A 13,843-nucleotide genomic window follows, 5' to 3' on the forward strand; every position below is an offset into this window, starting at 1 on the left:
CTGGACCGAATACAGGAATCGTGTTCGGTCTTTTTTTATCTCTACGTTATGCAGGTTTCTTAATCTCGTCATGAAAATTCCCAAAACCGTGCATCGCCACAAACCATAACATATTCTGCACCGCGTACGTCCAGGTATTTTTTTGTCATTACGAAGTTTTTATGACCAGAATAATGTGTCCTCCATGCGCGGCATCACATAGCCTGCCAGTAAGCCAGGGTAAACCGTCACGTGCCTCGGGCTTACGGTTTTCCGAGGCACAGAAGATAAATCGCCTACTCAGCAGAGGTTCTGAACCAGGGGGCCGTTAATGGTTTCACTCGATGCAGTTTCGTTTTGGCGAAAGCTTTTGACTTGCTTGCCCTGGTCCAGCAATAAGCTGCACTTCCAGAACATCATTACTTCCCTGATGTGCCGGCAACCCGCGTAAGTCAAAGTGAATAGAGCTCGCTATATCTTTCGCATGACGGCTGCAACATACCGAAAGTAGTTATAAAAAACTCAATATCACGACGATATAACCGATAAGATGATCCGACTTTTCATTCAAGGGAGTGCACATGTTGTGAAAATAAAGATGGCATTAGCCATGTTATTCGCTTGCGTGGCTTATGGTCAGGGCGATATACAGCGCAATGAGCTGGAGAAGGCTGTCATCGATTTTTTAAGAAAAGTGACCTGGTCCCGGGATGGTGTCAGTCCGTAAAGGAAATTCTGGCAAAAGACCCAAACAATCAACAGGCAAAGGAAATGTTGATAGGGTTTTGTGATAACAATATTGATTTTACAAAACCAGTATCTTTCCCTGACATTTCACAACACGAATATGCGGGAGATTCTTATAACTGCGGTGTCATCTCAGGAGAGACTGAACTTGGCCGTAGAATTGGCATCCGATTTATTTCCGCAGAACCCAATCATCTGATTATCGGTTTCAAGTCCTCGCGACGACAGAGTGTCTTTATTGTTAAAACCCGTTTACGATTGCAGAATACCGTCGGGAGATTGATTCCTTTAATAAACTTAATAGCGATATTTGCCTTTAGGCTTGCAGGTATTAGCGCTCGATAATTACCAGATATTTTGCGCGAACCTTGCATCCGGGCACGGCGATGTGTCGCGGCTCAGAAATAGTCCTTGGTGCGAGCGTCAATATTAAACAGCGACATTTGGGTGGGCTTCTCCGGGGTGGTCAGTAGCGCAAAGCATCAGAAAAGTGCTTCGGGTGCCCGGAGGGGGATGTAAAAAAGCACCAGAATTGGCGCTAACGAATTTTAACCGTCCAGCCCGGTCTGCAAATCACGTTAGCTGGACGGTTACAGACAAATGCTGTTATGCCGAAAATAAGTCGTTAATTTTTGCAATCACATCGTCCAGTAATTCGAAACGGCGGCGGTATTCAGCACGTTTTTTACTGGCGATCGCCTCCAGCGGTTTACGCGCGAATTGCAGCGGTAAACGCCAGCGCCATGCACTCTCTTTTTCGCCTTCAATTGATGCCCAAAACTCATCATAGCTGGCATGGAAATAGCGGCCTTTGCTCAGGCGATAACGCAACGCACGGAAGACGTGCCCGTTATCACTGACGCCATAAATTGCCGAAACGCCGGAAAGCAGGGAAATCTGGCTGATGACTTCAAGCAGCATCTTTTTCGGGAAGATGCCGTGGCAGGCGCGGGTTGAGATTTTAATCACTTCATGGCTGACGCTTCGGCGCGGGCCTTGCAAACCACCAACCACCAGCTCGCGATGGCCTTCTTCACCCACCACACTAAAGGTCACGCTTGCCAGCAAGGTTTGCTCGCTATCATACATCCACAGGGTGGCTTCTCCCTCACGCTCAGCTTTGTTGGCGCAAGAGGCATAGACGCTAAAACGCGCATCATCTTTGCCAGTAAATTCAATAATCTGCACCGGTACGGGTGAGCTCATCGCTTCAGCCAGTTTTGGCGATACTTTTTCATCAAGCCAGGCGTAGTGGCTGATAATGGCATTCGCACGTTGCGAAGCATTTAACCCGAGCGTTAAATATTGGCGATGCGATTTGCTCGGCAGCGTTATTTGCGCATCAAGTAAGCGGCTAAAATTCGGGCGCTGCGAAAGCGCGGTAAGCATCCGGTTCGTGGACGACCAGAACAGCAGCGAACGTAACAAAAACTTAAAGCGGTAATTACGTTTTTTCCAGATAGGACCAGGCACAAGACGTCCGCTTATCAGGTCGGAAATAATATGCGTATTATGATTTGAGTTAAGTTCTGTTTGCAGGCTGGGATTCGACACGGAGAAAGACCTCTAAAAGTTGAGCGCTTAGTTTAGAGGCCTGGAAAATACAAATTAACCTTGCTGCCAGCTTTATTTCCGTTCTGTTTAAGTTCTATTTATAAATAGATACAAAAACAATTCTCTCTTATTTAAGTAGGATTTTCCTATACTGGTGAGAGGGGGGGATGAATATGTATCAGCGTATTGAAGGCATTCACTGGCGACATATTTGGATTGTCGGCGATCTACACGGTTGCCACCAGCGTTTAATGCAAGCCTTACGGGAACGCCACTTTGATCCCTATCAGGATTTACTCATCTGCGTCGGGGATCTAATCGATCGTGGTCCGCAGAGCCTGCAATGCCTTGAATTACTCAACAAACCCTGGTTTCGTACCGTGCGTGGCAATCATGAACAGATGGCTATCGACGCGCTACGTTACGGCGAGATGGCGATGTGGCAGCTTAATGGCGGCACCTGGTTTAGCACGCTTGATGAAGCTCAGCAGCAACAGGCGCTCGAAGCACTGCGTACTTGCGCTGAATTGCCATACATTATGGAGCTGCGCTGCAGGGAGGAGGTGAATGTGATTGCCCATGCAGACTATCCGGCAGAGGAGTATCTGTGGGAACAGGAGGTGGACAGTGAATCCGTGCTCTGGCGGCGCGACCGGCTTAACCAGCTTTTAGCTGGTAAAGGCAATCGCATCGCGGGGGCCGATCATTTCTGGTTTGGCCATACTCCGCTTAAGCAGCGTTTTGATGGGCACAATCAGCACTATATTGATACCGGGGCGGTTTTTGGCGGCGAACTGACGCTGGTACAGCTTCAGTGATCAGAAATCGCTGAACTCGTTAGCCGGGTGCCAGAAACCATCGATAAACTCTTCTACCGGAAAACAGCCGCCGTGGCGCATTCGCTGATCGTTCATTGCGATGAGACACTGCTGTTCCGTGTTATAGACATCGACCACGATGTCATCGCATCCACCGTCCAGGTAGCAAACAAATAAAACCAGAGCGAACATTCCATCCTCAGCGCTGTACAACGTAACGATAAGTGTAGGGGATGAATGAGGGCAGGGGAAATCAGGCAGGTAAATAACCCGTCTTGCGGACGGGTTCCCTTTGGGTCAGGCAAGACGCATAACCCAGGTATCAGATTTCTGATCGTAATGTTCGCGATAAAGCACCGAGTGTTCGCCATTCAGGATCGCGGGAATGCTGGTATCCGCGTCCCAGGCATCAAGCTGCATACATAAATCCGGGTCAGAACTGCAGGGAATGCGTAACGTTCGCTCGCCCTGATTATCTCCCTGCAACTCGGCATCGTCGATTTCAAATGCGCCAATACGCACGCTGGTTTTCGTCATAATGCTCTCCGTTGATCGTCAAAAAATGTGGTATGACCAGTAAGGTCACCCACATTTCAGCCTGGTACAACAATGAGCAAGTCGCCAGTAAAAAAATGCGTTTTTTTAGCGCACTGTCACGCATTACCGGCGAACAATCGCCCATCACGTACCAGTTCACGGGGATAACTGTTTTTCAGACGTGAACCAATTTTTTTGGCAAGCCCCAGAGGCTGGCCCTGGAAAGTGACAATCACTTCATCATTTTTGGGAGGATTTTGCGGGTAAATATCGCGCCCGCGATACCACTCTTCCGCCTCCGCGAGCGTCAGCGCAAACGCCAGCGGATTATTAAGACCGGCGAGAGCAATAACGGCCTCATGCTGCCAGCGATACCCTTTGTTATAGGTCTCAGCAAGACGAATACCAATACGCGAAAAACGGACTTTGCCAATCAGTGGCTCGATCTGCGCCGGGAACAGCCAAATCTCTTTATCCCGCTGCCATAATGCAAGCTCGTCGCTCCATTGAAGACCAACCTGCGCAGCTGCTGCTGCCACCTGCGCGGCGTCTTTGGGTTTCAGCGGGGTAAAGGGAAAATTACCGACCTTGTAAGTCGGCGCGGGCAACGGCGCTATCGCGGCGGTTTTGCGCAGGCGGGCAACAAAAAAACCTTCACAGTCGTAAATCTGCGGGAACACATGCAGAAAACCTTCTGCGGTGAGCGCCTGGCTGGCTTGCGGGAACAGTTCACCGAGCGGCAAAAATTGTACAGCATGCGGGTACTTAGCCTGCAGCCAGTGGCAGATCGCTTCGTTTTCGTCACGATTAAGGGTGCAGGTTGAGTAGACCAGGGTTCCCCCGGGTTTTAAGGCGTGGAATGCGCTGTCGATCAACTCGCGTTGGGTGGCGGCAATCTCAAGGTTACTTGCAACAGACCAGTTTTTTAACGCGTCAGCATCTTTACGTACCACGCCTTCGCCTGAGCAGGGCGCATCAAGCAAAACGGCATCGAACATTTCTGGTAATGCCGGACCGAATACGCGTCCGTCAAAATGGGTCAGCGCCACGTTGCTGATGCCGTTGCGACTGATGTTGGCATGCAATACTTTTACGCGGCTGGCGGAAAACTCATTTGCGAGGATCGCGCCCTTGTTGCCCATCCGTGCGGCAATCTGCGTGGTTTTAGAACCGGGGGCTGCGGCGACATCTATCACCCGCTGCGGCATTTCCCCGTCGGCAAAAAGCGCTGCTACGGGCAACATTGAACTGGCTTCCTGAATATAAAACAGGCCGCTCAGGTGCTCGGCGGTGCTGCCCAGTGGCAATGTGTCTTCATCATCGCGCTCGATCCAGAAACCTTCCGCACACCACGGTACCGGCGTTAATTGCCAGCCATAAGGCGCGACCAGTTCCAGAAAGTCGTTAACGGCAATTTTCAGCGTATTGACGCGGATACTGCGCCGCAGTGGGCGTTGACAGGCAGCAATAAATTCATCGAATGAGAGATGTTCCGGCATGGCTTGACGCATTTGCGCCAGAAATTCATCCGGAAGATAGACAGCGTTTTGAGCCACGGGGCGTACCACAGGAGTAAAAACAGGCGCGCAGTGTAACACAAAGGCTCCGGCGCAAGCACGCCGGAGCCTGCTGGCTTAACGCGGCAGGGCGGTGCCCCACTGGCGCCACTCTTTGGGTTCGCTTTCGAGCAGCAGGAAGTGTTTACCCGGTTGCGCTTTCGGCGCCAGTGGTGTTTCCGGCGGCGTAGCGAAGGCGATACCACCGCGAATAAACTGGTTGAAAGTCCCTGTTTTCACCACACCGCCAACCAGACCAAAGTCCAGCGAGTAACCGGAAGCGAGCCAGAACACCGAGTTATTCCGTACCAGGTGCTGATAGCGTTTACTGATCCGCATGCCAATCATCACGCGATCGGAAAGCGTTCCCAGCATCATGCCGGTAACGGTGCCAACTTCGATACCGCGGAATAACACCGGGGTGCCGATGTTGATCGAACCCGCTTCCGGCGCTTCGACAACGATATTCAGACCATCGAGGTAGCGGGAATCGGTAATGGTGGCTTCTGAAATTTCAAAGTCGCGCCGCGCGTCGCCGCGTCCTGGCTCCACATTGATATAGGGCTGCAACAAGGTATCGAGGTGTTCGACACCCGCAGCGGAGATTTGCGGGGTGATCACCGAGAAGCGTGACCCGGCGCGGGCAAACGTCTGGACATATTCCGGATACAGCACGGCGCTCGCCTGGACTTCGTTCTTATCGGTAATCAGTTGCAGGTCCTGAATCTGGCCGATATCGATTCCCAGATAACGAATAGGCATGCCCGCCGCCATTTTTCCGGCGTCAAATGCATGTAATGTAATCTGCCCACCGACCGCGCGAGCCGCGGTTTCTGAAGCATAAAGTACGCGTTTATCACCTTTGCGCACACGTCCACTGGCACCGCTAAGGTTATCGAAACTGATAGCGCCCTTGATGGCGCGCGAGAGCGGGGCGGCCTGCACGGTGAGGCCGCTACCGTTCAGTTGTACTTTCGCGCCACCTTCAGCCCAGAAAACGCTATTGCTGGTCAGTAAGTTGCGGTATTCCGGTTTGATATGCAGTTCAATATCAAACGCATTCGCGCGCGGACGCACGGTAATCACTTCGCCGACTTCAAACTTGCGGTACAGCACCACTGAACCGGCCTGAACGTCCGGTAGCGTGTCCGCCGTCAGCGTCAGCGTGGTGGTTGGCAGGTCGCTCAGGCTGTTTTCGAGAGCCTTATCGAGATTGGCGAACAGAGGGTAACTGTTTTTCATCTCGCCTTTGGCACCAGGCAGAATGCGGATGCCGCCGCTGAGCCACTCATTAGCGCTGGCGGCGAGGAACTCAACGCCATCCAGTCCTACTTTGACATCAACACGGCTGTTGACGACGAACTTACTGTCGCCGTGCACTAAATCGCGATACTGCGGATCAATAGCGACAGCAAACGTAACGCCCTGGCTCGTCAGGTTGCGCTCCAGCACCTGGCCGACCTGCACGCCATGGAGCACCAGCGGTTGTCCGGCGTCAATACCGTAGCTTTCCGGTGCGGTGAGTGTCAGGGTTACCACACCAGGTTCCTGCAACAGGTTTTTGTCCGCCGGCAGGACAACAAACTGATTACGCGGTTGACCTTCACCCGGCACCAGCTCCAGCGTGCTGCCGGTCAGCAGGGAGCTGAGATTGGTATTGCTCAGTGAAATTTTGGGATTGTGCATTTCGATGCGCGTGTTATCGCGCAACAGGTTCACCACACTCGGATCAACCGTTAATTCGCCGCTGACAGCGCCGCCAGGGTTGAGGTTAATTTTAGTCAGTTGCCCCACTTCCAGCCCCTGATACATCAGCGGTGTTGAACCGGCTTTTAATCCCTGGCCGCCCGGCAAATCGAGTTTCACCAGTACGCCGCGCTGGCTGTGCGCCAGGTCTTCGTATAAGCCATATTCGTCGTCCTGGGCGGCGGGTTGCGAGGCTTCAGGCGAGTCAAAAGCGATTGCACCGTTGACCAGTGCCGCCAGACTTTCAAGTTCGAATTTTGCACCGCTCAAGCCGACATCGGCTTTCACACCGGAAACGTTCCAGAAACGGCTGCCTTTTTTCACCAGATTGGTAAAACGGCGCTCGATCAGTACATCAATGGTGACGCCCTGTTTATTGGTGTTGATCGAATAGTCATACACGCGCCCGACCGGAATTTTACGGAAGTAGACCAGTGAACCGCTGTTCAGCGCCCCTAAGTCCGGAGCATGAAGATGGATCATTAATTCGCCGTTGTTCAGGCGATATTTCGGTTGCGTATCCAGCGCGGTGAAGTGCTCCTGCGGTTCGCCTTTGCCTGGCATCATGCCAATATAGTTACCGCCTACCAGCGCATCGAGCCCTGAAACGCCCGCCAGCGACGCTTTCGGCGTAACCAGCCAGAACTGAGTTTCACTGCGCAAGGCGTCTTTCATATTGGATTTGATACTGGCGCGGACTTCGATTTTCTTCAGATCTTCGCTCAGGCGGATGTCCTGCACCGTGCCGACTTCAACGCCCTGATAGCGGACAGGGGTACGCCCTGCAACAATGCCATCGGCAGACATAAAATCAATCGTGATGGTGTTGCCGCGATCTTCATAACTGCTCCAGATAAGCCAGCCCGCAATGAGCAGGGCGATGACCGGGAGCAACCAGAAAGGCGAAATGCGCCGTTTTGTTTTAATACGCGCTTCAGTCGGCGAAGCGGGGGTTTCCTGACTCATGTGCATCCCAAAGTAAGCGGCTGTCCAGCCATTCCACAGCAAGAATAGTCAAAATTACCGCTGCACCGAAATAAAACGCAGCGGGTCCCATAGTAAAAGCGAGGAGTTGGTCGCGGTTAATCAGTGACATCATTAATGAAATGACAAACAGATCGAGCATCGACCAACGCCCAATCCAGGTCACAAAGCGCAAAAGTAAAATACGAGTGCGTAACCCCTGTTCAAATTTGAAATGGATGCTAAGAAGCAGTGTAAACAGCACGATCACTTTGGTAAACGGCACCAGAATACTGGCGATAAACACCACACCCGCCACGGCAACATTGCTGTGCGCCAGCGAAATTATCCCCGACATAATCGTATCTGCTTGTCGTGTGCCGTTGACGTAAATAACGGAGATTGGGAGCAGGTTTGCCGGAAACAGAAAGATCAATGATGCGAGAAGTGATGCCCAGCATTTCTGCAAACTCTGTTTACGACGATGCGTTAATGGAATGTGGCAGCGAGGGCAGCGACCGCGAACGTCCGGATAACCGGTAAAATGGCAACCCAGACAGATCAGTAACTTGGGATCGGGGCGTCTCGCCGGGCGTTGCGGATAAAAGCGCTCCCACAGCTGTTCAACGTTCAAATGGATGAGCGTCATTACGCTTAAAATCACGAGCGCGACAAACGCAAACAACCCGATACCCGGTTGGATGTAGGCATAGTCCTGCACTTTAATCGAGGCGACGCCAACGCCAACCAGATAGATATCCAGCATCACCCACTCTTTCAGTTTTTCCAGCATTAACAACACCGGGCGCAGGTTCATGCCGAGGATGTTGCCAAGCCATAAATAGGCGATAGCTGTAACCAGCACCAGCGGCGCGCCAACGGTGCAAAACAGCACCATCGCGCCGGTGATCGGCGAGCCTTGGGCGGTCATTTGCCAGATACCCTGCAACAAATTGGCGTCAATACGAACACCGAGTAAATAGAGATGTAGCAGCGGTTCACCCCAGGCGAAGGGCATCAAGAGGATCATAGTCACCGCCATCGCACCGAGGCGCGTTAATGACCAGTCCCGTCCGTCACGAACTTTCGCATCACAACTGGGGCAAAATGCACTTTGGTGCGATTTCATAACCGGTAACGCAAAAAGCGTATCGCACTGGGGGCAGCGCTGGTAATGTGCGCGTGGCAGCGCTTCACCCACGCGATGAACGGCGATTTTTTTCCCCGGCGTAATTTGTTGTATCTTTAGTGCCATTGCGGGTATCAGAAAATGTTTAGATGCATCTATCTTAACTCATGAATGGAACATCTTGAGCATCAACGCATTTAATGCTTATTTTAATAGGCTAAGCAGTTTTTCGAAGTAAGACACCAAAGTGGTTGGATAATGAACAAAACAGAATTTTACGCGGATTTAAACCGCGATTTTCAGGCGTTAATGGCAGGTGAAACCAGTTTTTTAGCGACGCTCGCGAATACCAGTGCGCTGTTATTTGAACGCCTTGATGGGGTGAACTGGGCCGGTTTTTATCTTCTGGAAGTGGATACGCTGGTGTTAGGGCCGTTCCAGGGCAAAATTGCCTGTGTGCGCATTCCGGTTGGGCGAGGAGTTTGCGGCACTGCGGTTGCGCAAAATCGCGTACAGCGTGTGGAAGATGTGCATCAGTTCGATGGTCATATTGCCTGTGATGCGGCAAGTAATTCTGAAATCGTACTGCCGGTAACGGTAAATAATCAGATTGTTGGCGTGCTGGATATCGACAGCGTCGTCTTTTCTCGCTTCACCGCCGAGGATGAACAGGGGCTGCGCGAACTGGTTTCGCATCTTGAAAATGTTCTTGCGGCGACCGATTATCAAAAAATCTTTGCACCCGTCGCAGGATAATCAACGGATAACGTAGCATTTACCGATAGCGTCATTATAATGACGCCTGTTCATGCCTGCGCTTGTTGGCAACGTCCGTTGTAATCAGGAAATTTCATGGAAAATCAACCTAAGTTGAATAGCAGTAAAGAAGTTATCGCTTTTTTGGCCGAACGTTTCCCTCACTGTTTCAGTGCTGAAGGCGAAGCACGCCCCCTGAAAATCGGTATTTTTCAGGATCTCGTCGAGCGTGTTGAGGGTGAGATGAATCTCAGCAAAACCCAACTTCGTTCCGCTTTACGTCTTTATACTTCAAGCTGGCGTTACCTCTACGGTATCAAAGCTGGTGCGGCGCGTGTGGATCTCGATGGCAACGCGTGTGGCGTGCTGGATGAGCAACACGTAGAACATGCCCGCAAACAGCTTGAAGAAGCCAAAGCGCGCGTTCAGGCACAACGTGCTGAACAGCAAGCTAAAAAACGAGAAGCCGCTGCTGCCGCAGGTCAAGAAGAGACGCCACGCCGTGAGCGCAAAGCTCGCCCGGCTCCGCGTCGTAAAGAGGGTGCTGAACGCAAACCTCGTACTGACAAACCTGTCGCGAAAACCCAGCGTGCACCTCAGCAGGAAGAGCGCCATACACCAGTTTCAGATTTATCTGTGCTGAGCGTTGGTCAAAACCTGAAGGTGAAAGCAGGGAATAATGCGATGGACGCCACGGTGCTGGAAATCACTAAAGATGGCGTTCGCGTACAGCTTAGCTCGGGTATGTCGATGATTGTACGCGCAGAACATTTAATGTTCTGAAACGGAGGCCTGGCCTGGCATGAACACTTTGTTTAAGCGCACAGCATTGGCTGGTCTGTTATTCGTAACAGGCCACGCTCTGGCTGTGGAAGATATTACCCGTGCCGATCAAATTCCGGTATTAAAGGAAGAGACCCAGCACGCGACGGTGAGCGAACGCGTTACCTCGCGTTTCACCCGCTCTCACTACCGTCAGTTTGATTTAGACGCCGCTTTTTCGGCGAAGATTTTCAATCGTTATCTCAATCTGCTCGACTACAGCCACAATGTGCTGTTGGCGAGCGATGTTGAACAGTTCTCCCAGAAAAAAAGCCTGATTGGCGACGAACTGCGCAGCGGTAAACTGGACGTATTTTACGACCTGTACAACCTGGCGCAGAAACGTCGTTTTGAGCGCTACCAGTACGCGCTGAAGGTGCTTGAGCGCCCAATGGATTTTTCCGGCAATGACACCTTTAACCTTGACCGTAGCAAAGCGCCATGGCCAAAAGATGAAGCGGAACTGAATGCGCTGTGGGACGGCAAAGTTAAGTACGATGAGCTTAGCCTGAAGCTGACCGGAAAAGACGAGAAAGAGATCCGCGACACGCTGACGCGTCGTTATAAGTTTGCGATTCGCCGTTTGGCGCAAACCAATAGCGAAGACGTGTTCTCGTTAGCCATGACCTCTTTTGCGCGTGAAATTGACCCGCATACCAACTACCTTTCTCCACGTAATACCGAGCAATTTAACACCGAAATGAGCCTGTCTCTTGAGGGGATTGGCGCGGTGTTGCAGGGAGATGATGACTATACCGTGATCAACTCTATGGTCGCGGGCGGCCCGGCGGCGAAAAGCAAAGCTATCAGCGTTGGCGATCGCATCGTAGGTGTAGGTCAAACTGGCCAGAACATGGTTGATGTTATCGGCTGGCGTCTTGACGATGTGGTTGCGCTGATTAAAGGACCAAAAGGCAGTAAAGTGCGCCTCGAAATCCTGCCGGCGGGTAAGGGCACCAAAACGCGTATTGTTACCCTGACGCGTGAACGGATTCGTCTCGAAGATCGCGCCGTGAAAATGTCAGTGAAGAGCGTCGGCAAAGAAAAAGTTGGCGTTCTCGACATCCCTGGCTTCTACGTTGGTCTGACTGACGATGTTAAAGTCCAGTTGCAAAAACTTGAAAAACAAAACGTTAGCAGCGTGGTTATCGACCTGCGTACTAACGGCGGCGGCGCGCTGACGGAAGCGGTATCGCTCTCCGGTCTGTTTATTCCGTCCGGCCCGGTAGTACAGGTTCGTGATAACAACGGTAAAGTGCGTGAAGACAGCGATACCGACGGCGTGGTCTATTATAAAGGCCCGCTGGTGGTGCTGGTTGACCGCTTTAGCGCCTCTGCATCAGAAATCTTTGCAGCTGCAATGCAGGACTATGGTCGCGCGCTGATCGTCGGCGAACCGACGTTCGGTAAAGGGACTGTTCAGCAATATCGCTCGCTCAACCGTATTTACGATCAGATGCTTCGTCCTGAGTGGCCGGCGCTGGGATCGGTGCAGTACACCATCCAGAAATTCTATCGTGTTAACGGTGGGAGCACGCAGCGCAAAGGCGTAACGCCGGACATTATTATGCCAACGGGCACGCAGGTTACTGAAACCGGTGAAAAATTTGAAGACAACGCACTGCCGTGGGACAGCATTAACGCGGCTACGTTCGTCAAGTCTGGCGATTTAAAACCGTTTGGCGCGGAGCTGCTCAAAGATCATGAGGAACGGATCGCCAAAGATCCTGAGTTCCAGTACATCATGAAAGACATTGCGCGTTTCGATGCATTGAAAGATAAACGTAACATCGTTTCTCTTAACCTGGCGCAGCGTGAGAAAGAGAATGCGGAAGATGATGCCATTCGTCTCTCTCGTCTCAACGATCGCTTCAAACGCGAAGGCAAACCGTTACTGAAAAAACTGGATGATTTGCCAAAGGATTATCAGGAGCCCGATCCGTATCTCGATGAAACGGTTCATATTGCCCTGGATCTGGCGCATCTGGAAAAAGATCAACCAGCGGAACAGCCCGCTCCCGCCAAGTAAAATAAAACAGGCACAAGAAATTGTGCCTGTTTTTTTTAACAACTCCTCTCTGGCGTAAGCAATGTACTACAAAATGTAAAGTTGTGTTTTTCTCGTGACTTACGCCGCTCGGATGCTTGAAAATAACCGCTATGCCCATACGATGTGGGTAATCGCACAGTGCGTTTTGTTAAGTCGAGGTTAAAAGAAAATTATGATGCGAATCGCGCTCTTCCTGTTGACTAACCTGGCCGTCATGTTGGTGTTCGGTCTGGTACTTAGCCTGACGGGCATTCAGTCGAGCAGCGTTCAGGGCTTGTTAATTATGGCGCTGCTGTTTGGTTTTGGCGGCTCGTTCATTTCGCTGTTGATGTCGAAATGGATGGCGCTGAAATCTGTCGGTGGTGAAGTGATTGAACAGCCACGTAACGATATGGAGCGCTGGCTGATTGACACCGTTGCCCGGCAGTCTCGCCAGGCGGGTATCGCGATGCCGCAGGTGGCTATTTACCATGCGCCGGATATCAATGCCTTCGCAACTGGTGCGCGCCGTGATGCTTCGCTGGTTGCTGTCAGCACCGGCCTGCTGCAAAACATGAGCCGCGATGAGGCCGAAGCCGTTATCGCCCATGAAATCAGCCACATTGCGAATGGCGACATGGTCACCATGACGCTGATTCAGGGTATCGTGAACACCTTTGTTATCTTCATTTCACGTATCATTGCGCAAATAGCGTCAGGTTTCCTCAGTGGCAACCGTGATGATGGCGAAGAAACTAACGGCAACCCGCTGATCTACTTCGCTGTTGCAACCGTGCTGGAGCTGGTGTTTGGTATTCTGGCGAGCATTATCACCATGTGGTTCTCGCGTTACCGCGAATTCCATGCCGATGCCGGATCTGCAAAATTGGTTGGCCGTGAGAAGATGATTGCTGCCCTCCAGCGTTTGAAAACCAGTTATGAACCGCAGGAAGCAAGCAGCATGATGGCTTTCTGTATCAACGGTAAGTCAAAATCGCTGAGTGAACTGTTCATGACTCACCCGCCGCTGGATAAACGTATTGAAGCATTGCGTTCTGGCGAATATCTGAAATAACAGGTTACCTGGAATAAAAAACGCGTCGAATGACGCGTTTTTTATTGCCCAGCTAAAACCACGTTCTGTGGATGCGGTAAGCACTAGATTGAGCTTTGCCCTACAGCATCCGGATTTAAAGCTTACCGAACG

At 51.5% G+C, this 13,843-nt stretch carries 11 protein-coding genes; 5 read left to right on the top strand and 6 right to left on the bottom strand.

Annotated features, from left to right (window positions below; translation table 11 throughout):
• Positions 1-1,332 precede the first annotated feature (1,332 nt).
• On the bottom strand, positions 1,333-2,280 hold the full coding sequence (locus O3S68_RS03505) for a VirK/YbjX family protein (protein WP_269230797.1): 948 nt from the start codon (positions 2,278-2,280) through the stop codon (positions 1,333-1,335).
• A 173-nt stretch (positions 2,281-2,453) separates the two neighbouring features.
• Between O3S68_RS03505 and pphA the strand changes: the two genes are divergently transcribed.
• Entirely contained in the window at positions 2,454-3,098 is a 645-nt protein-coding gene (gene pphA, locus O3S68_RS03510; RefSeq protein WP_045511355.1) for a protein-serine/threonine phosphatase, read from the top strand.
• Here pphA and O3S68_RS03515 read toward each other — a convergent pair whose 3' ends face one another.
• The 5 genes from O3S68_RS03515 to yebS all read right to left on the bottom strand — a co-directional run bounded on the left by O3S68_RS03515 (position 3,099) and on the right by yebS (position 9,155).
• On the bottom strand, positions 3,099-3,290 hold the full coding sequence (locus O3S68_RS03515) for a YebW family protein (protein WP_017456957.1): 192 nt from the start codon (positions 3,288-3,290) through the stop codon (positions 3,099-3,101). It lies immediately after the preceding gene.
• Between the two features lie 105 nt (positions 3,291-3,395).
• A complete protein-coding gene (locus O3S68_RS03520) occupies positions 3,396-3,635 on the bottom strand; it encodes a YebV family protein (RefSeq protein WP_017456958.1) in 240 nt (79 codons plus the stop codon).
• Positions 3,636-3,751: 116 nt separating this feature from the next.
• On the bottom strand, positions 3,752-5,191 hold the full coding sequence (gene rsmF, locus O3S68_RS03525) for a 16S rRNA (cytosine(1407)-C(5))-methyltransferase RsmF (RefSeq protein ID WP_269230798.1): 1,440 nt from the start codon (positions 5,189-5,191) through the stop codon (positions 3,752-3,754).
• Between the two features lie 78 nt (positions 5,192-5,269).
• Complete coding sequence (locus O3S68_RS03530; RefSeq protein ID WP_269230799.1) at positions 5,270-7,903, bottom strand: PqiB family protein; 2,634 nt, start codon at positions 7,901-7,903, stop codon at positions 5,270-5,272.
• Positions 7,872-9,155 (bottom strand): membrane integrity lipid transport subunit YebS, encoded by a 1,284-nt coding sequence (gene yebS, locus O3S68_RS03535; RefSeq protein ID WP_269230800.1) that lies wholly within the window; start codon positions 9,153-9,155, stop codon positions 7,872-7,874. Before yebS ends, O3S68_RS03530 begins: the two co-directional genes overlap by 32 nt.
• A gap of 132 nt (positions 9,156-9,287) precedes the next feature.
• On the opposite strand from yebS, the gene O3S68_RS03540 reads away from it, so the two are divergent.
• The 4 genes from O3S68_RS03540 (at position 9,288) to htpX (ending at position 13,711) form a co-directional block, all read left to right on the top strand.
• Complete coding sequence (locus O3S68_RS03540; protein WP_160269710.1) at positions 9,288-9,785, top strand: GAF domain-containing protein; 498 nt, start codon at positions 9,288-9,290, stop codon at positions 9,783-9,785.
• 96 nt (positions 9,786-9,881) lie between these two features.
• Positions 9,882-10,568 (top strand): RNA chaperone ProQ, encoded by a 687-nt coding sequence (gene proQ, locus O3S68_RS03545; protein ID WP_020454095.1) that lies wholly within the window; start codon positions 9,882-9,884, stop codon positions 10,566-10,568.
• A gap of 19 nt (positions 10,569-10,587) precedes the next feature.
• Positions 10,588-12,636, top strand: a complete 2,049-nt coding sequence (gene prc, locus O3S68_RS03550; protein ID WP_045511371.1) for a carboxy terminal-processing peptidase — start codon at positions 10,588-10,590, stop codon at positions 12,634-12,636.
• A gap of 193 nt (positions 12,637-12,829) precedes the next feature.
• A complete protein-coding gene (htpX, locus tag O3S68_RS03555) occupies positions 12,830-13,711 on the top strand; it encodes a protease HtpX (protein WP_044489388.1) in 882 nt (293 codons plus the stop codon).
• The last annotated feature ends 132 nt before the right edge of the window (positions 13,712-13,843 follow it).

The organism is Kosakonia sp. SOY2 (assembly GCF_027109175.1).
Classification (GTDB): domain Bacteria; phylum Pseudomonadota; class Gammaproteobacteria; order Enterobacterales; family Enterobacteriaceae; genus Kosakonia.